This is a genomic window from Pantoea sp. B9002 (assembly GCF_013385945.1).
In the GTDB taxonomy this organism is placed as follows: Bacteria; Pseudomonadota; Gammaproteobacteria; order Enterobacterales; family Enterobacteriaceae; genus Pantoea.
The window spans coordinates 13,362-33,904 of the sequence record NZ_JACAPA010000023.1 but is presented as its reverse complement, the minus strand read 5'-3'; the positions used below and the strand labels follow the sequence as shown (position 1 = coordinate 33,904).

Annotated in this window: 19 protein-coding genes; 8 read left to right on the top strand and 11 right to left on the bottom strand. The window is 55.1% G+C overall.

The features are described from left to right. Positions 1-13: 13 nt before the first annotated feature. The 4 genes from HX773_RS13705 to HX773_RS13690 form a co-directional block, all read right to left on the bottom strand. Positions 14-1,234, bottom strand: a complete 1,221-nt coding sequence (locus HX773_RS13705; protein WP_176971969.1) for an aromatic amino acid transporter — start codon at positions 1,232-1,234, stop codon at positions 14-16. A gap of 228 nt (positions 1,235-1,462) precedes the next feature. Continuing rightward, positions 1,463-2,473, bottom strand: a complete 1,011-nt coding sequence (locus tag HX773_RS13700; RefSeq protein ID WP_176971968.1) for a Gfo/Idh/MocA family protein — start codon at positions 2,471-2,473, stop codon at positions 1,463-1,465. 11 nt (positions 2,474-2,484) lie between these two features. Then, positions 2,485-3,306, bottom strand: coding sequence for a TIM barrel protein (locus tag HX773_RS13695; protein WP_176971967.1), 822 nt, complete (start codon positions 3,304-3,306; stop codon positions 2,485-2,487). Between the two features lie 131 nt (positions 3,307-3,437). Next, positions 3,438-4,874 carry a sugar porter family MFS transporter gene (locus tag HX773_RS13690; RefSeq protein WP_176971966.1) on the bottom strand — a complete coding sequence of 479 codons (1,437 nt, stop codon included), beginning with the start codon at positions 4,872-4,874 and terminating at the stop codon, positions 3,438-3,440. 377 nt (positions 4,875-5,251) lie between these two features. On the opposite strand from HX773_RS13690, the gene HX773_RS13685 reads away from it, so the two are divergent. Then, complete coding sequence (locus HX773_RS13685) at positions 5,252-6,412, top strand: alpha-hydroxy acid oxidase (RefSeq protein WP_176971965.1); 1,161 nt, start codon at positions 5,252-5,254, stop codon at positions 6,410-6,412. A 59-nt stretch (positions 6,413-6,471) separates the two neighbouring features. On the opposite strand, the gene arnF is transcribed toward HX773_RS13685, so the two are convergent. Genes arnF through arnB form a run of 7 tightly spaced genes read right to left on the bottom strand, consistent with a single transcriptional unit; the run spans position 6,472 to position 13,812 of the window. Continuing rightward, the gene (gene arnF, locus HX773_RS13680; protein WP_176971964.1) at positions 6,472-6,837 is read right to left on the bottom strand and encodes a 4-amino-4-deoxy-L-arabinose-phosphoundecaprenol flippase subunit ArnF; all 366 of its coding nucleotides are present in this window, start codon (positions 6,835-6,837) and stop codon (positions 6,472-6,474) included. Beyond that, the gene (gene arnE / locus HX773_RS13675; protein ID WP_176971963.1) at positions 6,834-7,154 is read right to left on the bottom strand and encodes a 4-amino-4-deoxy-L-arabinose-phosphoundecaprenol flippase subunit ArnE; all 321 of its coding nucleotides are present in this window, start codon (positions 7,152-7,154) and stop codon (positions 6,834-6,836) included. The genes arnF and arnE overlap by 4 nt, the downstream gene beginning before the upstream one ends. Continuing rightward, on the bottom strand, positions 7,151-8,812 hold the full coding sequence (arnT, locus tag HX773_RS13670; RefSeq protein ID WP_176971962.1) for a lipid IV(A) 4-amino-4-deoxy-L-arabinosyltransferase: 1,662 nt from the start codon (positions 8,810-8,812) through the stop codon (positions 7,151-7,153). The genes arnE and arnT overlap by 4 nt, the downstream gene beginning before the upstream one ends. A gap of 18 nt (positions 8,813-8,830) precedes the next feature. Further along, positions 8,831-9,715 carry a 4-deoxy-4-formamido-L-arabinose-phosphoundecaprenol deformylase gene (gene arnD / locus HX773_RS13665; RefSeq protein ID WP_176971961.1) on the bottom strand — a complete coding sequence of 295 codons (885 nt, stop codon included), beginning with the start codon at positions 9,713-9,715 and terminating at the stop codon, positions 8,831-8,833. Then, positions 9,712-11,691: a bifunctional UDP-4-amino-4-deoxy-L-arabinose formyltransferase/UDP-glucuronic acid oxidase ArnA gene (gene arnA / locus HX773_RS13660; protein ID WP_176971960.1), complete on the bottom strand. Its 1,980-nt coding sequence runs from the start codon at positions 11,689-11,691 to the stop codon at positions 9,712-9,714. The genes arnD and arnA overlap by 4 nt, the downstream gene beginning before the upstream one ends. Further along, positions 11,688-12,674 carry an undecaprenyl-phosphate 4-deoxy-4-formamido-L-arabinose transferase gene (arnC, locus tag HX773_RS13655; RefSeq protein WP_176971959.1) on the bottom strand — a complete coding sequence of 329 codons (987 nt, stop codon included), beginning with the start codon at positions 12,672-12,674 and terminating at the stop codon, positions 11,688-11,690. Before arnC ends, arnA begins: the two co-directional genes overlap by 4 nt. A 1-nt stretch (position 12,675) precedes the next feature. Continuing rightward, on the bottom strand, positions 12,676-13,812 hold the full coding sequence (arnB, locus tag HX773_RS13650) for a UDP-4-amino-4-deoxy-L-arabinose aminotransferase (RefSeq protein WP_176971958.1): 1,137 nt from the start codon (positions 13,810-13,812) through the stop codon (positions 12,676-12,678). 243 nt (positions 13,813-14,055) lie between these two features. Here arnB and HX773_RS13645 point away from each other — a divergent pair, with 243 nt between their 5' ends. The 7 genes from HX773_RS13645 (at position 14,056) to gspF (ending at position 20,542) form a co-directional block, all read left to right on the top strand. After that, on the top strand, positions 14,056-14,265 hold the full coding sequence (locus HX773_RS13645) for a hypothetical protein (protein ID WP_176971957.1): 210 nt from the start codon (positions 14,056-14,058) through the stop codon (positions 14,263-14,265). A gap of 201 nt (positions 14,266-14,466) precedes the next feature. Continuing rightward, positions 14,467-14,976 (top strand): cytochrome b, encoded by a 510-nt coding sequence (locus HX773_RS13640; protein ID WP_176971956.1) that lies wholly within the window; start codon positions 14,467-14,469, stop codon positions 14,974-14,976. A gap of 87 nt (positions 14,977-15,063) precedes the next feature. Continuing rightward, positions 15,064-15,501 (top strand): hypothetical protein, encoded by a 438-nt coding sequence (locus HX773_RS13635; protein ID WP_176971955.1) that lies wholly within the window; start codon positions 15,064-15,066, stop codon positions 15,499-15,501. Between the two features lie 4 nt (positions 15,502-15,505). After that, positions 15,506-16,006, top strand: coding sequence for a type II secretion system protein N (locus tag HX773_RS13630; RefSeq protein ID WP_176971954.1), 501 nt, complete (start codon positions 15,506-15,508; stop codon positions 16,004-16,006). A gap of 11 nt (positions 16,007-16,017) precedes the next feature. After that, a complete protein-coding gene (gene gspD / locus HX773_RS13625) occupies positions 16,018-17,892 on the top strand; it encodes a type II secretion system secretin GspD (RefSeq protein WP_255433227.1) in 1,875 nt (624 codons plus the stop codon). Beyond that, complete coding sequence (gene gspE, locus HX773_RS13620) at positions 17,889-19,352, top strand: type II secretion system ATPase GspE (RefSeq protein ID WP_176971952.1); 1,464 nt, start codon at positions 17,889-17,891, stop codon at positions 19,350-19,352. Before gspD ends, gspE begins: the two co-directional genes overlap by 4 nt. Continuing rightward, positions 19,349-20,542, top strand: a complete 1,194-nt coding sequence (gene gspF, locus HX773_RS13615) for a type II secretion system inner membrane protein GspF (RefSeq protein WP_370463606.1) — start codon at positions 19,349-19,351, stop codon at positions 20,540-20,542. Before gspE ends, gspF begins: the two co-directional genes overlap by 4 nt. Position 20,543: the final 1 nt, after the last annotated feature.

Genomic DNA, 20,543 nt, shown 5'->3' with positions numbered 1-20,543 from the left:
TCTTCTTATCACTCTAACGGCCACCAAATTCCGGTAGCACCTCAAACCAGCTCAACAGCCAGGCAAGAATATTCATCGCGCCAAACACCAACAGCAAAACCACCGCCAGCGAACAACGTTGCTGAGATTTCCACGCTAGCAGCGCGGGGATGATCACCGCCCACAAGGTGGCAAACAGTCCGGCAAAACCAATCGCGGCGACAAAGCCATTCGGCCAGCAAATCGAGGCAATTAATGGCGGCAGGAAAGTCAGGCTGGCGGTTTTTAGGCGTGCGCCGGGTGAATTCCCGTATCCCAGGCGATCGGCGATGAAATCAAACAGACCGGCGGTGACGCCAAGGAATGAGGCAATCACGGCGAAATGCGAGAAGATCGACATCATCAGCGCCAGCGCATTGACGTGCAGATGCGCACGCAGCGCCGCCATCAGCGCAGCGATGTCGCCGCCCTGCTTCACAATCTCAGGAAACCCGTCGCGCGGTAGATTTCCCATGGTGCTGGTCAGCCAAAACAGATACAACGCCAGCGACAGCAGCGTTCCCAACACCAAAGCACGCGTGATGTTCTGCTTATTGCCGCCGTAATAGCTCACCAGACCGGTGATGTTGCCGTGGTAACCAAACGAAGCGAGACAAAACGGCAGCACACCGAGTGCATAAGGCCAGTAACGTTCACCGGCAGCGGGCCCACTGAGTAACGACGGCACGTTCACTTGCGTCAGAAGGCCGCCAAACAGCACGATCAACAGCAGAATTTTCGCCAGCACGCAGAAGGTCATCAAGCGACTAACGCCCGTCGTACCGAGCCAAACAACGGCGGCGACGCACAGCGTTAGCAACACTTTGGCTTCTGCGGTTGAGATCGGTAATCCCAACTGACTGATTGAGTGCTGATACACCGGGCCGCTGGCCGAAATGTAGGCGTACGTCAGAATGCCGAGGACAAAAAAGATGCTCAGCCCATTGAGCGTTGCCCAGCCGCGTCCGAGCAAATCTTTGGTTAAGGTGTCGTAGCCCGCACCAGCGGGATAGTTCAAACTGACACGCATAAACAACAAGCCAGACAGCAACATACCGCCCCAGCTGATCAGCAGTAACACCATCGCCCAGCCAAACCACGCGCCCGCCATCACCACCGGCAGCGTAAACATCCCTGCCCCCACCACGGTGCCGCAAATAATCATCGCGCCCCACCATACGGAAGGCTGGCGGCGGGAGAATGTCATCTCCGTCATCACTTATTCCCTACAAAACCACTTAAAGGCGGCGATGATACACGGGAAAACGCTGAGAAGAGAGTTTGAAACGAGACAAAACGCGCGCCATAATGCAGGTGCGCATTAATGCGCACCCTACGAAAAAAGCGCCAATCCTTTGTAGGGTCGCCATTTATGGTGACCGAAAGACGCTTAACTGACGAGCATTACGCCATCAAGACGCGCGTTTAAGGAAGGGAAAAGAACTTAGTCATAGAACGCAGGTTTCGCCGGCATGCTGACCGGCACGATGTCACCAGAGTTTTGCGCGGCAACGCAGGCATCGGCAGCAACCGCCGCAGCGTAGCCATCCCACGCAGATGGGCCGGTCATCTCACCCGATAACACGTTATTGATGAAGTCCTGCAGCTCCACGTCATAGGCATCGATGAAACGCTTTTTCCAGTCGGTAAGAATACGGGTGGAGAGTTTGGCTGCGCTGCGCGTCTGTACCGACATCGGTTCAGGCAGTCGCGCAATCCCGCTTTCGCCGACCACTTCACACTGAATATCGTAGCCGTAAGCGCAGTTAACGAAGATTTCAACATCGATGCGCACGCCTTTGGCGGTTTCCAGCAGCACGATTTGCGGATCTTTCAGATGCGAAGCCGCTTTACTGGTTGAGCGCGGGTAGATCACTTGGGCGCTGACGTAATCATCTTTCAGCAACCAGCGCAGCACATCGAGCTCATGAATCAGCGTATCGGTGATCGCCATATCGGTGGTGTAGGAATCGCCCACTTCGGGGTTGCGATGCGCGCAGTGCAGCATCAGCGGTTCGCCGATGTCACCGTTCTCAATCACCGCTTTCAGCGCGCGGTAGCCCGCGTCGTAAGGACGCATAAAGCCCACCTGCACCAGCTTCTTACCGGCAGCGATTTCCGATTCCACGATGTTCATGCAACCCTGCGCGGTAACCGCCAGCGGCTTTTCGCAGAACACCGCTTTGCCGGCTTTAATTGCTGCCAGCACAAACTCTTCATGGGTTGGGCCCCACGAGGTGACCAGAATCGCCTGCACCTCTGGCGCGTTAATCAGGTCATGTGCGTTGTCGTAAATCTCCGCCTGAATGCCGAGATCGTTGATGATCTGCTCGCAATTACTGCGGTTGATGTCATTCAGCGCCACCACGCGCGAATGTTGCAGCACCTGGCTACAACGACGAATGTGTTCGCGACCGATCGCGCCCGTGCCAATTACACCGATATTGAGCGTCATGGAAGTGTTCCTTAGTTATTCAGGTAAGCAATGCTGGATTGGATTTCATGAGCAATTTGTTCTTCGCTCCAGTTATCCATCACGGAGGAAAACGGTTCGAAAGCGTAAATGCCGCGATAGCCCATCTCTTCCAGACGCTGCACTTGCTGTTTCGATTTCAGCAGATCGTCGGCGCTCAGCATGATGCGCTCTTCGTCGGTTAACTGATGCGTTGGACGCGCGTCGGTTACGCCGGACAGATGCACCAGCCCGATATTGTTGACGTCGACGCCGCCGGCAAAATCTTGTTCAGCGCCTTCGTACAAATGATGGTGAAAGGTATCCAGCACGATTTTGAACGGCGCACCGGCTTGTTTGATCAACTGTTGTGCCAGCGCGGCAGAACGCAGCGAGCTTTGCGGGAAACCGAGCGGCTCCACCAGACCGGCAATGCCATATTCGGCAAACAGCGGCGCCAGGGTTTTTAACGCATCAACGGTTTGCTGCTGGGAAATAACGGTGCCGTCATTCAATGGGCAAAGGACTAACGCTTTCGCACCGGTTGCACGCGCGTCTTTTAATAAATCGCGCGTTTTCTCCAGCACGTCATCGCTTAATTGGTTAAACGGATAAACCGCATTAATAGTTTCGATGGTGAAAGCATGCTGAGTTGCGAGATGGCGAACTTCTTCGCCAGTTAAATTATCGGTCACGCTACCACTTTTCATATCATTGCGAATTTCGACTTTATTTAACCCAAGATTTTCAACCAGCGAGAAAAAACGATCGAGGCTAAGGTTAGGCGCGATTTTACGATTAACGCAGAGTCGGTCATGGCTTATTTTGTAGGTCATGGTGTGTTCTATCCTGAAAGAGTAATATTTATTAGCTTCTGTTTTGTTATGGCGCGTCGATATCTTGCGATAGTAAGCGATGTTGTTTTGCTGCTCTGCCGGAACTTTGATTGATTTACATCAACGCAACATCATTTATACAACTCATGGAAATAGTGCTCGACCTGCTCCAGGCTACGCCCTTTGGTTTCCGGGATGGTGCGCAACACGAACATTGATCCGCCAATACCAATCACGGCAAAGGTTAAGAAGGCTCCGGCCAGACCAAATGCCGCCAGCAGTAGCGGAAACGCCATCGAAATGGCGAAGTTGGCCATCCACAGCGCAAACACCGCGCCGCCCATGCAAATACCGCGCATGCGTGCTGGAAAGATCTCGGAAAGTAACAGCCAGGTGACCGGCGACAGCGCGCCTTGCTGGAAGCACAGGAACATCAGCATGCCCGCCAGCACCAGATAGGCGCGCAGCAGATTGACGTCGCCCGCCTGATGATATTCCGGCATGAAGAAGCACACCGCGGCGATAAAGAACAGGCACGCGGTGCAGCCCATCTGACCAACCAGCACCAGCGGACGACGGCCGATTTTGCCGATCATCCAGATTCCGACCAGCGTCATCAGCACCGAAATCACGCCGTTAGCGATGGTGGCGAACAGCGCGGCATCGTTGCTCAAGCCGGTTGCCGTCAGCATGGTCGGCGCGTAATACATGATGGTGTTGACGCCGGTCAGCTGCTGAATCGCCGCGATGCCGATACCAAGCAGGAACACTTTGCGCAGCCACGGGGTACGCAAATCGCGCAGGCGGCCATTGCCCTGTTGCCGGTTCTCTTCAATGGTTTCTTCAATCTCTTCCAGCTCCCATTCAACGTCATCGGCCGCGCGGGTTTTCTCCAGTACTTTGCGTGCTTCCTGGCTATTACCGCGCATCACGTGCCAGCGCGGGCTTTCCGGCATAAAAATCATGCCAAACCACAGCAATACCGCTGGCACAGTTGAGATGGCGATCATCCAGCGCCACGTGTGTTCTCCGCCCCAGATTTCGTTGAAAGTGGCGTTGGAAACGTACGCCAGCAGCTGACCTGAAACAATCATCAGCTCCTGCAAGGTGACCAGTTGACCGCGCTTGTTGGCCGGGGCGATTTCCGCGATATACACCGGCACCGTGGCCGCTGCGCCACCGACGGCGATACCGAGGAACAGACGTGAAGCGATCATTGAGATGACATCCGGCGCGAAGGCCGAACCGATGGCGCCAAGGGCAAAAATAAAGGCCAGAGAAATGATGATCTTGCGGCGTCCCAGCGCATCCGCGAAATGACCAGCGAGCAGCGCGCCAAAAGCAGCGCCAAACAGCAGTGAACTGGTGACTAATCCGGTGGTAAAAGGCGTGAGTTGCAGATCGTCACGCATAAAGAGTAAAGCGCCCGATACCACGCCGGTATCGTAGCCGAACAGCAATCCACCCAGCGTGGCGACCAGCGCAATAATTTTAACAAATGGCTCGGTGCGCGTGGTGCTATTGGGGCCGGAAGCGGTGTTGGTGGATATATAAAGTTCTCTTTCCATAATACCTCCTGGTGAAAAACAATTAAGGAAATACGGCAGAACAAAACAGAGCGTTCACGCTAACGGTGTTTTTATTTCATGTTAATTTTTATTTAGAATTTGTTTTCCGAAATGTGATTTCAAGCATTTTGGGATTTTTATTTTGATGGATTTACATCACGGGGGGATGTGTTTATTTGGGGCGGGTTTTGAAGAATATAAATAGAAGGTCGCCATAAATGGCGACCCTACGAAAATAGCGACCATTTGTGGCGGCCGCCTTTATGCAAATCGCGCATTAACATTGCCAGATTATGGATTTGCGAAATCCCGCCAGTGCAATAGCATTGATTCCTTTGGTTTTCCCCTGCCGACTCGCCAACTGGATCATCACCTTCATGCGCAATATGCAGTCGCGTTGCCTATCCCTGAACGACTTCGAGAAGTACGCCCAACGTTATCTGCCGCATCCGCTGTTCGCCTATGTCTCTGGCGGCGTCGAGGACAATATCGCCCTGCGCAACACGCTGGCGTCCTTCGCGCGCTACAACCTGATCCCGGAAACCATGGTGGATGTGTCGCAGCGCAGCATTGGGGTTGAGCTGTTTGGGCAGCGCTACGCGGCGCCGGTTGGCATCGCGCCGATGGGCATCTCGGCGTTAACTGGGTTTGACGGCGATTGCACGCTGGCCCGCGCGGCGACGGAGAAGAAGGTGCCGTTTATCATGAGCGGCTCCTCGCTGACGCGGCTGGAAGATGTGGCGCAGGTGAATCCTGATATGTGGTTCCAGGCGTATCTGCCGAAAACGCTGGAGGAGATTGATGCGCTGATCGATCGCGTAAAGCGTGCCGCCATCCCGGTGCTGGTGATCACCGTGGATACGCCGGTTAAAGCCAATCGGGAAAACAATGTGCGCGCCGGATTCGCCACGCCGTTCCGTCCCAGCCTGCGTCTGGCGTGGCAAGGCATCACGCATCCGCGCTGGTTAACTGGAACTTTATTTAAAACACTGCTGAAAAGCGGCATGCCCTATTTTGAGAACAATAATGCGCAACGTGGCGCGCCACTGTTTTCGAAAAACGCGGTGCGGGATTTCAGCGGCCGCAGCCACTTAACCTGGCAGCATATCGAGCATATCCGCGCGCGCTGGCCCGGCGCGATGGTGATTAAAGGCATTCTCAGCCGCAACGATGCGCTGCGCTGTAAAGCCATTGGCATCGACGGCATTGTGGTGTCCAATCACGGCGGGCGACAGCTGGATACAGTGATCCCACCGTTGTATGTGTTGCCAGAAATCGTCGAAGCGGCCGGTGAAATGACGGTGATGTTTGATAGCGGGATTCGCCGCGGCACCGACGCCATCAAAGCCATCGCGCTGGGCGCGCAAGCCTGTTTTGTCGGGCGGCCGTTTAATTATGCTTGTGCGGTGGGCGGTTTAGCGGGCGTCAATTTAGCCATTGATTTGATTACCAGCGAGGTGAGCCGCGATTTAGGTATGTTAGGCGCGGCGTCGCTGGCGGATTTAGGGGAAAGGCATCTTCGAGCGCAAATACTGTAGCGGCGCAATTTATTGCGCAATGAATTGCGCCGCTACGGTATGTGCATAAATAAACACCTTCACCTGCGGCGCGGCAGCGAAACCAGCAGCAAGCCAAACACAATCAGCACCACGCCGGCAAAGCTGCTCCAGCGGAAGGTTTCGCCCAGCATCGGCAAGGAAATCGCGGCCAGCCACACCAATACATAACTCAAACTGAGCAGCGGATAGAGCCGGTTAAGCGGCAGCTGGCGCAGCGCTAGCATCCAGCACAGCATCGACAGCGCATATGATCCGAGACCTACAGCCAACAGCAGCAGCGCTTTCCAGTGCTGCACAGTGAGCAATTCGCTTAACGGCGGGAAATCCAGCATCGCCAATCGCAGCACCAGCTGCGCCAGCGAAACCAGCAACACGCTGCACAGCGCCAGCATCACGCCTTTCATAGATGACTTCCCATCAGCGCCACGCCAGCCACAATCGCCAACGTACCGATCCACTGCTGCACGCTGTAGGTTTCGCGCCAGATCAGCCGCGCGGCGATGGCAACCAACACAAAGTTGAGACTCAACATCGGATACGCCACGCTTACCGGCACCACGCGCAGCACCGCCAGCCACAGCAGCATGCCGATGCCCAACAGCAGGATGCTGAGCGCTAGCCAGAAAATCCCCTTTTTGATGCCGAGATGGGCCGCCTGCTTCTGACACAGCTGGGCGGCACAGCTCAGCACGCTAACCAGTAAAATCAGCAGCAGATTCATGGTTTAGCATCGTAGCCGTAGTAAACCAGGCGGCCCTGACGATAGACATCATCCGGTTCCGGCAGGTTTTTATCCGGCGTGCTATCGCTGGAATTCATCATCAACACCAGTGAAACCTTGCCAAGACGACGATGCACGCGCAGCCAGTCGGCAAAGTTATCCGCATCAATATAGTGTGACTGTGCATCCGGATAGCTCAGGCCATATTGCAATTCACCTTTGGCATCGTAGAAATTGATGTCGCTGCGCTGCAATTCCCAGGCCACCGCCGATGCCACGCCCGGATTGTTGGCCAGCAAGTAACGACTATCCGCCAGCTGATCGTGTACCGCGCTAACAAAACTTTGTGGCTGCTTGGAATCGCGCACCTTGTCAGGAATGGCAAATCCCACCAGTAACGCCAGCGCCAGCGGACAGAGCGCGGCTAACTGCCAGCGACCCTTCTCCGGCTTGCGGCTCAACCAGCCCATCATGCCCCATCCAATAAAGGAGAGCGCCGCGCAGAGCACGCCAAGCCATTCATCGCCGCTATAAACCGGACGATGCGCAACGCCCCACGGTGCCAGCACCACTAAAACCACAATGGTGATGATCAAACCGAACAGCAGATTGATCCAGCCATTCACCTTCAGCGCTTTAATCACCTGCGCCGAACCGCGGTGTGCGTAATGCGCCATCAGCAGCGCCAGCGGTGCGAAACACGGCAAAATATAGGTCGGCAGTTTGCCTTTAGCGATGCTGAAAAACAGCAGCGGCAGCAGCACCCAGCTCAATAAATAGATCGGCCCGGCTTGCTGGCTGCGCTGACGCCACGCGCCAATCAGCGATCCCGGCAGCAGCGCCAGCCACGGCAAACAGCCCGCCAGCAGCACCGGAATGTAATACCAGAATGGCGCTTTGTGCTGCGCGTCCGACTCGGCGAAACGCTGAATATGCTCGACCCAGAAGAAGTAGTACCAGAAATCCCCTTCCTGTTGATTGATGGCCAGCGCCCACGGCGAGCTGAGCAGCGCAGCGACCAACATCGTCAGCGGTCCCCAACGCAGCAATTCACCAAAGCGACGTTGCCAGATGGCCCACGGCAGAATCGCCAACACCGGCACCGCCAGCGCGAGAAAACCTTTGGTCATAAAGCCCATCGCGCAGGCCGCACCCAGCAAAACATATCCGATCAATCGTTGCCGCGTGCTGCTGGCCTGCGACGCCAGCCAGTAAGTGCACATCGCGGCGACCAGCCACAGCATCAGGATCGGATCGAGCACCGCGTACGTGCCGACGCCGTACACCAGCAACGAGGTGAGAAAAATAATGCTGCCGCTCAGCGCGATTTTACGGCTGGCGAACATCTGCGTGCCGAGCCAATACACCAATATCGCACTCAGCGTGGTGCTGAAAATCGATCCGGCGCGCACGCCAAAGTTAGTGTGACCAAACAGCAACTGGCCGAGGTTATTGACCCAATAACCGGCTATTGGTTTCTCGAAGTAGCGCAAATCGAAGAAGTGCGGCACTACCCAATTGCCGCTGAACAGCATTTCCCGGCTGATTTCGGCATAGCGGGTTTCGTCCGGCTGCCACAAGGCGCGGAACTCAATCGGGATCAGGTAAAACAGCGCGAAGAGCGCGATGAGTAACGCGGTTTTAGTGCCTGTACGCATCCGTGGTTCCTGTAAAAATTAGCGCTGGCAGCCTAGCCAGCCTTCACGCCCGGGAATATGCCCGCGCACGATGTTGCCATGTGGCAGCGTAGTGAGATCGTCGGGTAACAAGGCGCTGAGTGGACAAAACTGAATGCCTTGCTGCTCAGCACGCCTCAGCAGATCGGCGAACGCCTCAAGCCCGACAATCCCTTCTACTTCGGCATGAATGGTGTAAACCGGCGAACCGCTTGCGGCATGGATCTGCTCGAGGATGAAATCGTTAAAACCTTCCGCGCTAACGGATTGCCCAACCACTTCATCCCAGGTCGGCAAGGTAACCGGGATTTGTACTGTACCGAGGCTGCCGTCACTGAGGATTGGCAGAAAAGGACCGCTGCCGCGACAGTCGCTGTTGTAGCTGAAACCAAATTGCTGCTTGGCAGCCACCACGCGGCCATCGGCGCGCCAGCCTGCCACCGCTGAGCATGTGACATTGTCACCGATGATCGCTTCCAGCGCCTGTTTACCGCGCGCAATCTGCTCAATCAGCTTCTCTTGCGGCCACACGCCCGCCCAGGTTTGCCAGGCAAAGTGATCCCACGCATGCAAACCAACTTCGTGATGATCGGCGGTGGCGCTGATGATCTCTTCCAGACCGCGACCAATCTCACGTCCCGGCCAGGCGGTGCCTGCCAGCAAGATATCCCAGCCGTAGAGTGATGCTGCGCGCGAACGCAGCATTTTCCACAGGAAGCGCGGTTTTAACAGGCGCCACAAGTGACGCCCCATATTGTCCGGCCCAACGCTGAAGAAAAAACTGGCCTGCAGCTGATGCAAACTGAATTGCTCCAGTAACGCCGGAACGCCGAATTGGGTGCCGCGCCAGGTATCAACATCGACACGCAAACCCACTTTTTTCATGGCTTATCCTGCAGCTCAACGGTGCGCAGGAAGAAGTCCAGCGTGTTATCGATGGTGGTATCCATCTCGACGGTGGGCGTCCAGTCCAGCAGACGTCGCGCGTTTTTGATCGACGGCTTGCGGTGTTCCACGTCCTGATAACCTTTGCCGTAATAGCTGCTGCTTTCCACTTCACGGAAACCGGCAAACGGCGGGAAGTTGCTGCGCAGCGGGTGACGTTCAAAACTCGCCAGCAGACGCTCGGCCAGCTCCTTGATGCTGGCTTCGTTTTCCGGGTTACCGATGTTGACGATCTGGCCATCGCAGTTGTTCTGCTTGTTCTCGATGATGCGGAACAGCGCTTCAATGCCGTCGCGAATATCGGTGAAGCAGCGCTTCTGGGCGCCGCCATCAATCAGCTTAATCGGTGAACCTTCCACCAGATTTAGGATCAGCTGCGTGATAGCACGAGAGCTGCCGATACGCGCGGCGTTGAGGTTATCAAGGCGCGGTCCCATCCAGTTAAACGGACGGAACAGCGTAAAGCGCAGTCCTTCTTTCTCACCGTAAGCCCAAATCACGCGGTCCAGCAGCTGCTTAGACACCGAGTAGATCCAGCGCTGTTTATTGATCGGCCCCACCACCAGATTGGAGTGATCCTCATCGAAATGCTGATCGGTACACATGCCGTACACTTCGGAAGTCGATGGGAAAATGATGCGCTTTTTGTACTTCACGCAGTCACGAATGATTTTGAGGTTCTCTTCAAAATCGAGTTCAAACACGCGCAGCGGATTGCGGGTGTACTCAATCGGCGTGGCGATGGCGACCAGCGGCAGCACCACGTCGCACTTCTTAATGTGATACTCGATCCATTCTGAGTGAATGCTGATGTCGCCTTCGACAAAGTGGAAGCGAGGCTGATCGAGGAAACGGCTGATGGCGTCAGAACCGATGTCTAAACCGTACACTTCGAAGTTATCATCCTGCAGCAGACGTTCGGTGAGGTGGTTACCGATAAAACCGTTGACGCCGAGGATCAGCACGCGGGTGCGACGTTTCACCGCCGCCACCGGCTGTGAATAGAGCAAAGCGCCCTTCACCATGCCGAGGTTTTGCGCCAGCTGGCTGCCGTTCATAAACACGCCGTTATCGCTTTGACCAGTCACCACTTCCAGCGCGCCTTCACCGCAGGCGATCAGGAATGGCTCAACGGAGAGCACGGTGCCCGGTTTGGCCTGATATTCAGTGCTGTGCACGCGACTTTTCCACACCACGAATTTCACTGTGCCAGCAAAGGCGAACGCACCGGGCCACGGATAAGTCACCGCGCGCACCAGATTGTTGACCGTCTGCGCCGGTTGTTCCCATTTAATGCGGCCATCTTCTGGCGTGCGACGACCCACAACCGTGGCTTCGCACTCATTTTGTGGCGTGGTAACAATATCGCCGCGTTTCACCGCCGGTAATGCGCCTTCCAGCACCTGCGTTGCACAGGCAACCAGCTTGCGATGCAGCGTTAACGCGTTGTCCTGCTCGTCAATCGCCACGCGCTGTTGCGCCACGATGTCACCGGCATCGGCGCGCTTAACCATGCGGTGCAGCGTTACGCCGGTTTCGGTTTCGCCATTGACCAGCACCCAATTGAGCGGCGCGCGGCCACGGTATTTAGGCAGCAGCGAACCGTGCAGGTTAAAGGCACCCAAACGCGCACTGCTGAGAATGCTGTCGTTCAACAAAGCGCGGTAATAGAAGGAGAAGATGTAATCCGGCGCCATAGTTTTAATGCGATCGACCCACAGCGGATGATTCACATCCTCCGGCGCATACACCGGAATGCCCTGCTCAGCGGCTAAACGCGCAACGGAGTCGAAAAAGTGGCTCTCAGTTCCAGTGTCTGAGTGGGTGAAAATAGCGCTGATTTCATAGCCAGCGTTCAGAAGTGCAGAAATACCCGCACAGCCCATTTCGGCGTAGGCGAAGACGACAGTTTTCATTGCTCAATTTCCTGTACAGATGAGGCGTTTTGCTGTGGGTGAATCACACGTTGGATGAAGTAGCGCGGACGGGCGCGTACGTCGTTGTAAATACGGCCGATGTATTCGCCGAGTAATCCCATGCCGATAAACTGCGCGCCGACAAAGATAAACAGCACCGCGAACAGCAGGAACACGCCGTCACCGGCCCAGGCCGCACCGAGGAACAGACGCAGCACAATCAGAATCAGCGAGAAGGCAAAACCGGCCAGCGCAATCAGGCTGCCGACGATACTCAACAGACGCAGCGGCGTGGTGGTCAGGCAAGTCACCAGGTCATACATCAGGTTAATCAGCCGCATAAAGCTGTATTTCGAATCGCCAAACTCACGCTCGGCGTGCGCCACCGGCAGCTCAATGGTGCGGCGCGCAAAGGTGTTAGCGAGGATCGGGATAAAGGTGCTGCGTTCGTGGCAGTTCAGCATCGCATCGACGATATGGCGGCGATAGGCGCGCAGCATGCAGCCGTAATCGCCCATTGCTTTGCCGGTGACGCGCTGAATCAGGTGATTGATGGTGCGTGAGGCGCGGCGGCGGAACCAGCTGTCCTGACGGTTTTGACGTACGGTGCCCACCACGTCGTAACCCTGCTGCGCGGCTTTCACCAGATTGGGGATCTCTTCCGGCGGGTTTTGCAGGTCGGCATCCAGCGTGATGATTAAATCGCCGCTGACGTGGCTAAAGCCCGCCATGATCGCTGAGTGCTGGCCGTAATTACGGTTCAGCAACACGCCAACCACATGGCTGCCCGGCATATCGGCGGCATCAGCAATCATCTCGCCCGAGCGATCGCTGCTGCCGTCATCGACCAGCAGAATCTCGTACGCCAAGTTTAATCCTGCGCAGGCCGCATCGGTTCGACGCACCAGTTCCGGCAGGCTCTCCTCTTCGTTGTAGACCGGGATCACCACGGAGACTTTGCGAATGGCTTTTTCTTCCAGCATGTCAAACTCCAGCGATATGACGTAATGCGCTAATCACGCGCGTGACATCTTCATCGCGCATATCAGGGAACAACGGGATTGAGCAGATACGATCGCTATTCCATTCGGTGTGCGGCAACGAGAGTTGCGGATAGCGTTCGCGGTAATATTTGTGGGTGTGCGCGGCACGGAAATGCAGCCCGGTGCCGATATCCTGCGCTTTCAGTGTTTCCATCAAGGCATCGCGGGTAATGCCGCATTGCGCCTCATCAACGCGAATAATGAACAGATGCCATGCGTGCTGATGCGCCCATTTTGGCTGCGCCAGCGGCAGAAACGGCGTATCCGCCAGTTCAGTGAGATAGCGTTGCGCAATCGCCGCGCGGCGTTCATTGATAGCAGGCAGCTTTTTCAGCTGCACCAACGCAATGGCAGCGCTGATATCCGGCAGGTTGTATTTGAAGCCCGGCATGGTCACTTCGGCCTGCGGCTTGCGGCCGTGCGTGTGGCGATCGTAGGCATCGACGCCGAGTCCGTGGAATTTCAGGCTGCGCATGCGGTCGGCCAGCGCTGCATCATCGGTAACTATCAAGCCACCTTCGGCGCAGGTCATGTTCTTAATGGCGTGGAACGAGAAGATCGCCGTGCCCTGCGCACCAACGTGCTTGCCTTGGTAGTAGCAGCCTGCGGCGTGCGCCGCATCTTCAATTACCGGAATGCCATGACGCTCACCGATGGCGCGGATGGCATCCACATCGGCGGGTGCGCCGGCGTAATGCACCGGAATGATGGCGCGCGTACGCGGCGTGATCGCCGCTTCAATCAGCTCGGGCGTGACCATTAAGGTGTCGCGATCGATATCGATCATCACTGGCGTCGCACCGAGCAGCGTGATGATGTTGATGGTGGAAACCCAGGTCAGCGATGGCGTGATCACTTCATCGCCGGGCTGGATGCCCAGCGCCAGCAGCGTGACGTGCATGCCCGCCGTGGCAGAGCTGACGGCAATCGCATGCTGATTACCCGTGAGCTGGCAAAAAGCCTCTTCCAGTTCGGCATTTTTCGGGCCGGTGGTGATCCACCCCGACTCAAACACCGATTTAACGGCGGCTAACTCTTCCTCGCCCAACGAGGGACGTGAGAATGGTAAAAAATTCATAACGTTACCTTGGAATTAAGCACTATTTAACGGCCATTTATTCCAAAATACGCGGGTTAACTTAACGCAACATTAAATGGGGATGGTACTAAGTCGGCTTTTTCTGACACGTTGAGGATTGGTAGAGGAAGGGACAAATTTGCCGGTTTATCATCGTTAAACAGCACATTTCTTAAGGTTAAACTAAGGTTTTGACCCTATACTAAGTCAGGATATGTCTTATAACGTCTGGAGGATAATGCGATGAGTACGGCTACTGACAGACTTTCTCAGGCAGCGCTGCGCCGCCACCATATTGGGGTGAAAACCAAAGGATTGCGCTATCGTGGCGATCTGTATGTTTTCCGCTATAACGCCGGTCACTACGATGTGTTCCTGAATAACGACCGCGTGATGTCACTGAATACCAGCAACGTGCAGGAAGCGATTCAGCTGTTTAAGCAGCAGTCATAACACTTAATAGTTATTATTTTTCCTTTCACCCGATGATCTCAGAACGTTCTTTTTGAGAGCGCTCTCATATTCTTAACGCCTGCAAAAAATTATTTTAATCCGCGAATGCAATTCTTTATGCGTTAATCCTCATTCGGTCTGTTGACCTTTTAGGCTGAGGGAGATTTCCCTCAGCCATTTTTATTTACCAGGCAAATAATCATGAAATCAAAATACTCCGCCGCGCAGGTATTTCTGCATTGGCTATCCGCCGTAATTATTATCTGGGGTACTCTCTCCGGGTTTATGGTCGCGCTCTTTGAACCCGCCTTTGAACATAAAGCCTGGGTGGGCTTCGTCAATGTTTCATTGACTACGCTATTTATTCCTTTCTTCGTGATGAGATTGTGGTTTGCATTCCGTCACGGTAAACCCAATGATCATCTGCTCTCCTCACGCGAAGAGAAATTATCCGCCATCGGGCATGCTTTACTCTATCTGAATATGACCATCGTGATGCTCAGTGGCGTATTGATGATGGATCGCCCTATCAACGTATTTGATTGGTTCTCTCTACCACAACCGATTGAAAATGAATCGATTACGCGTGTTTTCAACCGCGTTCATATCTTCTCATGTGCCACGCTGGGATTATTAGTCATCGGCCATGTGCTGGCGGTAGTAAAACATCAAATGAAAGGCAAAGCACTGCTACGTCGTATGAGCTGGTGATCTTAAGATCATTCCGAGAGTGCTCTTATAGCTTAGGCCTTCTTATCTTATTACTTTAGCGCAAAAAAATTCACAGAGACAATTCATATGCTCACTGATGAACAGGCACAAACATTACTCATTTCTGGACAGCACAATTACGAAGATATCCTGCTGTTAGATTCTGCCTATAATAAAATTACGCTACCCAAGCAATCGATCACTTTTTCAGTTAACGAAGCACAAAAGCGTTTAATGCTGTGCCTGCTGAATAAAATAAGCTGCAAGCGCGAGATTATTCAAGTGGTGTGGAACGATAATCATCAGCGCATCCGCGATAACAATTATCATCAGTTGGTGTTTCAGTTTCGCGCTCTGTTACAACGCAATGGTTTACCGGCAAACTTAATTGTCACCGTGCCCTATTACGGTTTGAAGTTGAATGAACCCTTATTGCGCGAACTGAACAGTTGCGGATCCGCAATGCCAGAAGAACGGCGTAAATTGCTGCCGCAACTGCTCTCCTTTGCGCGTTCACTGTTCTAAGCAAATGGATATTCGCTTAATTGCGCATGCCTGCATCCAATGGCGATCTCTTTTCATCTGGCTGCTCAGCGCGCTGCTGCTCATCGCGGCGCTGATGCGGTTGATAATGACGCTCACTGCAGGCCACGCATTCACTATCGAGCTGCCAGTTTCGCCCGAAAACGGGCAAAACGCTCCGCGCGCGTCTGGGCTCAATCTCGCGTTATTCAATGAAAAACAGGCGTGGTCGCCTTTTGCGGTGGGTGAGATGACCTCTGACGATGCGCGTCTACACGATGCGCCGCGCAGCGCTTTGCCCGTAAAGGTGGTCGGCATTGTTCATCAACGAAAAGCAGATCAAAGTCTGGCAATTCTTGCCGCAAACCAACAGCAATTCACCGTATCCAGCGGTGAAGCGCTGCCGGGCTATGCCGCGAAAGTGGCGCGCATCTTCCCCGATCGCGTAATCGTGCAATATCGCGGCCACTACGAATCGCTCTTAATGGAATCAGGCAGTCAGCGATGATTGCACCAATTATGAAAAAATTTCTTCTGTTGCTCTGTCTGATGACGTTTGTGGTTCAGGCAGAAGAGTATGACGCCAGCTTTAAGAACGCCGAGATGGGCGAATTTATTAATACGGTGAGCAAAAACCTCAGGAAAACCATCATTCTTGACCCTAGCGTCAAAGGCCATATCAGCGTGCGCAGCCATGAAGTGCTGGATGAAGAGCAGTATTACCAGTTCTTTCTCAGCGTGCTGGATGTGTATGGTTTCTCAGTTCTCAACATGAAAAACGGCGTGCTGAAAGTGGTGCCGTCGAAGAATGCCAAAAGCGGCGTGATTCCCCTCTCCAAAAATGGCGAGATCCGCGCCGGAGATGAGTTGATTACCCGCGTGGTGCCGCTGCAATTTGTCACCGCCAAAGATCTCGCGCCTCTGCTGCGCCAGCTGAATGATGCCGCCGCTGGCAGCGTGGTGCATTACGATCCCAGCAACGTGCTGCTGATGACCGGGCGCGCAGCCGTTATCGAACAATTGGTGGCGATTGTGGAGAGCGTCGATCTGCCCGACGATCACAGCGTCGATAAAATCACGTTAGAAAATGCCGCAGCGCCGCAGGTCGCGGAGTTGCTCAACAATCTGCACAGCAAAGCTGCGGCTAAAGCGGTGGCCGACAGCCGAACCAATGCGTTGCTAATCAGCGGCGAGGCCTCAGCCCGTCAATCATTGCTTGAGGCCGCCCGCGAACTTGATGCAAAGCAGGTGCGACGCAGCAACGCCAAAGTGATCTACCTCAAACACGCTAAAGCCGAAAACCTGCTGGAGGTGTTAACGGGCATCAATCCGCAAGGCGACACCCGCACCGAAGGCGGCACCGCGATTCCGGCCATCAGCGTGATGAAAGACGTGGTGGTAAAAGCCGACAAACACACCAATTCACTGGTGATCAACGCACCGCCGGAGAGTGTTGCCGAACTGGAACACGTGATTCATCTGCTGGATATCGATCGTGCGCAGGTTTTAGTCGAAGCCATTATTGTTGAAGTTGAAGATGCCGATGGTCTGGCGCTTGGCGTGCAGTGGTTTAATCAGCGCGGCGGCGGTACGCAGTTCACGGATAGCGGCGCACCGGTAACCGGACTCTCACCGGGCGGTATGGGCGAGGCGCTGGCAAAGATGAACGGCCTCGCCGCCGGTTTTTATCGCGGCAACTGGTCAGGTTTATTCACCGCGCTGCAAACCAACAGTGAAAACAATATTCTCGCCACGCCGAGCATCGTCACACTCGACAACATGGAAGCGGAATTCACCGTCGGCCAGGATGTTCCGGTGCTGACCGGTTCCCAAACCACCAGCGGCGACAACATTTACCAAACCGTATCGCGCCGCAGCGTGGGCATTAAGCTCAAAGTGAAACCGCAAATCAGTAAAGGCAATGCGGTGATGATGGAGATTGAGCAGGAAGTCTCGAGCGTGTCAGAAGCGGCCAGCAAAGATAATCTCGGCCCGACGTTCAATACCCGCACCGTGCGCAATGCGGTGCAGGTCAGCAGCGGCAACACCGTGGTGGTGGGCGGACTGCTGGATAACAGCGGTTCACGCATCACCAACAGCGTGCCGCTGCTAGGCAAAATTCCGCTGATTGGCGGCTTGTTCCGCTATCAGTCGGAGAAAAGCAGCAAACGCAATCTGATGCTGTTTATTCGTCCGACCATCATTCGCAGCCAGGCGGATTACAACGCCAGCACCGACTCGCAGCGAAATAAATTTGGCGATGCGCTGCAAGGCTCACCCGCCGCGCGCAACATCGATCGCGGTTTTAATCAGATCCTCGGTGGAGGCCAGAACAATCAGGCGCTGGATGAGACGCTGCAACTGATTAACGACTTCAATCGGGCGGCGCGATGAGTGCCCCGCTTCTGCCGTGGAATTGGGTGCAGCAACACCACATAGTGCTGCTGCCAGAACATCCACCGCGCCTCTGCTGCAAATCGAGCATCAGCTTTGCTGCGCTGGCCGAGGCGCGACGCCGTTGTCCTGATGCGCTGATTGAAACGGTCAGTGATGACCAGTTTCAGCAACTCGCTAGCGCCTGCTATCAGCAGAACAACGCATCGCAGCAAATGGTGAGCGAAATCGGTCAAAGCCTCGATCTGGATGAACTGGTTGATGCCTTGCCGGATGAAAATGAACTGCTCGACAGCGACGATGGTGCGCCAGTCATCCGCTTGATCAATGCGATCCTGAGTGAAGCGGTGCGTGAAGGCGCTTCAGACGTCCATATTGAGCCGTTCGAAAAGTTGTTGAGCGTGCGCTTCCGCATTGATGGCATGTTACGCCAGGTGCTGACGCCGCCGGTACAGCTCAGCCGCTATCTCATTTCCCGCCTCAAAGTGATGGCAAAACTGGATATCGCGGAAAAACGGCTGCCGCAGGATGGTCGCATTACGCTGCGCGTTGCCGGCCGCAGCGTGGATGTGCGTGTGTCAACGCTGCCCGCCAGTCACGGTGAACGCGTGGTACTGCGTATTCTCGATAAAAACAGCCTCGATGTAGCGCTGGAAAATACCGGCATGCAGGCGCCCCTGTGTCAGCGTTTACAGCAGCAATTGCAGCTGCCGCACGGCATCATTCTGGTTACCGGCCCAACCGGTTCGGGAAAAAGCACTACGCTGTATGCCGCCTTGCGCGCGCTTTATCGTCCGGAAAAAAACATTCTTACCATCGAAGATCCGGTGGAATACGAGCTGGAAGGCATCGGTCAAACCCAAGTGAATGCCAAAGTTGACATGACTTTCGCCCGCGGGCTGCGCGCCATTTTGCGTCAGGATCCGGATGTGGTGATGATTGGTGAGATCCGCGACAGCGAAACGGCACAAATTGCCGTGCAGGCTTCGTTGACCGGCCATCTGGTGCTCTCAACGCTTCACACCAACAGCGCGTTAGGTGCGGTAGAACGCCTACGTGACATGGGCATCGAACCCTTTTTGCTGGCGAATGCGCTGAGCGCAGTGTTGGCCCAGCGTCTGGTTCGCAAACTCTGTGAAGCCTGTAAACAGCCGTGGCAACCCGATGATCATGTGCTAACCCGCTACGGACTCGGTGGCCTAACGCTCAGCGCACCGCTTTTTCAGCCGCAAGGCTGCGCCGCGTGCAATCACAGCGGCTATCGCGGCCGCACCGGCATTCATGAGCTGGTAATCGTGGATGATGCGCTGCGCAGCGCTATCAGCCAGGGATTGAGTGAGCAGGTTTTACAACAACATATCACTCAGCGTATCTCGCTGATGCAAGACGGTCTGGAGAAGGCGCTGACAGGCATCACCTCACTGGAAGAAGTGCTGCGCGTCTCACGGGAGGGATATTGATGCACTTCCGCTATGTGGCGCGAGACGATCAGGGTAAAACCCAGCGCGGCACGCTCGAAGCCGATAATGCGCGTCACGCGCGCCAGCAATTGCGTGAGCGTCGCTGGCAGCCGCTATCGTTGAAGCGTGCAACGGCTTCATCCGCCAAGACAGGTTGTATTAAATCCCGCGATTTCGTCTTGATGATGCGCCAGCTCGCCACCTTAACCGGTGCGAACTTACCGCTGGCGCAGTCGCTGCAGGCGCTGGCCCAGCAGAGTGAAAAACCGCAGCAACGACAGCTAATCGACACCTTGCGTCAGCGCGTGCTGGAAGGGAGTTCGCTGGCGGAAGCGGTGGCGCTGTTCCCGAAAACTTTTTCTCCCTTGTATCAGGCGATGATCAGCGCGGGCGAAGCCTCCGGACGTCTGGATCGCGTGCTCGAGCAATTGGCGGATTACAGCGAGCAAAACGAGAAACTAAAAAGCAAACTGTTGCAGGCGATGATCTATCCGCTGTTGCTCACCGTGGTGGCGATGGCGGTGGTGGGAATTTTGCTGGTCGCGGTGGTACCTGAAGTGGTAGCGCAATTCAGCCATATGCAACAGAACTTGCCTGCCAGCACGCGGATTCTGATGCAGCTGAGCGATGCAGCGCAACAGTTCGGACCGGCGCTGCTGATCGTCATCGTTACGCTTGTGCTGCTGTACCAAACCGCCCTGCGACGTCCAACACTGCAACTGCGCTGGCATCAGCGCATGCTGCAGCTGCCATTAATGGGTCGCATCACGCTAAATCTCAACCTGGCGCGCTATGCGCGTACTCTCAGCATTCTTACTCACAGCGCCGTACCGCTGCTGGAAGGCATGGCCATCAGCGCGGCCGTGCTGAGCAATGTCTTTATTCGTGAACGCCTGCAACTGGCTGCTGAACGCGTACGCGAAGGCGTAACGTTGACGCAGGCGCTGGATGCTTCACAACTGCTCACGCCGATGATGCGCCATATGATTGCCAGCGGCGAAAGCAGCGGTGAACTGGATGCGATGCTGAAGCGCACCGCCGATATTCAGGATCAGGCTTTTGTCAGCCAGATGACGCTGGCCGTCAGCCTGTTCGAACCCTTACTGATTGTGGTGATGGCGGTAGTTGTGCTGTTCATCATCCTCGCTATTTTGCAGCCAATACTGCAGCTCAACTCACTGACAGGATAAA

Excerpts from the sequence above, each read along its gene's own strand:
- HX773_RS13705 (WP_176971969.1), bottom strand. The coding sequence starts at position 1,234 with ATGACGGAGATGACATTCTCCCGCCGCCAGCCTTCCGTATGGTGGGGC.
- HX773_RS13700 (WP_176971968.1), bottom strand. The coding sequence starts at position 2,473 with ATGACGCTCAATATCGGTGTAATTGGCACGGGCGCGATCGGTCGCGAA.
- HX773_RS13695 (WP_176971967.1), bottom strand. The coding sequence starts at position 3,306 with ATGACCTACAAAATAAGCCATGACCGACTCTGCGTTAATCGTAAAATC.
- HX773_RS13690 (WP_176971966.1), bottom strand. The coding sequence starts at position 4,874 with ATGGAAAGAGAACTTTATATATCCACCAACACCGCTTCCGGCCCCAAT.
- HX773_RS13685 (WP_176971965.1), top strand. The coding sequence starts at position 5,252 with ATGCGCAATATGCAGTCGCGTTGCCTATCCCTGAACGACTTCGAGAAG.
- arnF (WP_176971964.1), bottom strand. The coding sequence starts at position 6,837 with ATGAAAGGCGTGATGCTGGCGCTGTGCAGCGTGTTGCTGGTTTCGCTG.
- arnE (WP_176971963.1), bottom strand. The coding sequence starts at position 7,154 with ATGAATCTGCTGCTGATTTTACTGGTTAGCGTGCTGAGCTGTGCCGCC.
- arnT (WP_176971962.1), bottom strand. The coding sequence starts at position 8,812 with ATGCGTACAGGCACTAAAACCGCGTTACTCATCGCGCTCTTCGCGCTG.
- arnD (WP_176971961.1), bottom strand. The coding sequence starts at position 9,715 with ATGAAAAAAGTGGGTTTGCGTGTCGATGTTGATACCTGGCGCGGCACC.
- arnA (WP_176971960.1), bottom strand. The coding sequence starts at position 11,691 with ATGAAAACTGTCGTCTTCGCCTACGCCGAAATGGGCTGTGCGGGTATT.
- arnC (WP_176971959.1), bottom strand. The coding sequence starts at position 12,674 with ATGCTGGAAGAAAAAGCCATTCGCAAAGTCTCCGTGGTGATCCCGGTC.
- arnB (WP_176971958.1), bottom strand. The coding sequence starts at position 13,812 with ATGAATTTTTTACCATTCTCACGTCCCTCGTTGGGCGAGGAAGAGTTA.
- HX773_RS13645 (WP_176971957.1), top strand. The coding sequence starts at position 14,056 with ATGAGTACGGCTACTGACAGACTTTCTCAGGCAGCGCTGCGCCGCCAC.
- HX773_RS13640 (WP_176971956.1), top strand. The coding sequence starts at position 14,467 with ATGAAATCAAAATACTCCGCCGCGCAGGTATTTCTGCATTGGCTATCC.
- HX773_RS13635 (WP_176971955.1), top strand. The coding sequence starts at position 15,064 with ATGCTCACTGATGAACAGGCACAAACATTACTCATTTCTGGACAGCAC.
- HX773_RS13630 (WP_176971954.1), top strand. The coding sequence starts at position 15,506 with ATGGATATTCGCTTAATTGCGCATGCCTGCATCCAATGGCGATCTCTT.
- gspD (WP_255433227.1), top strand. The coding sequence starts at position 16,018 with ATGAAAAAATTTCTTCTGTTGCTCTGTCTGATGACGTTTGTGGTTCAG.
- gspE (WP_176971952.1), top strand. The coding sequence starts at position 17,889 with ATGAGTGCCCCGCTTCTGCCGTGGAATTGGGTGCAGCAACACCACATA.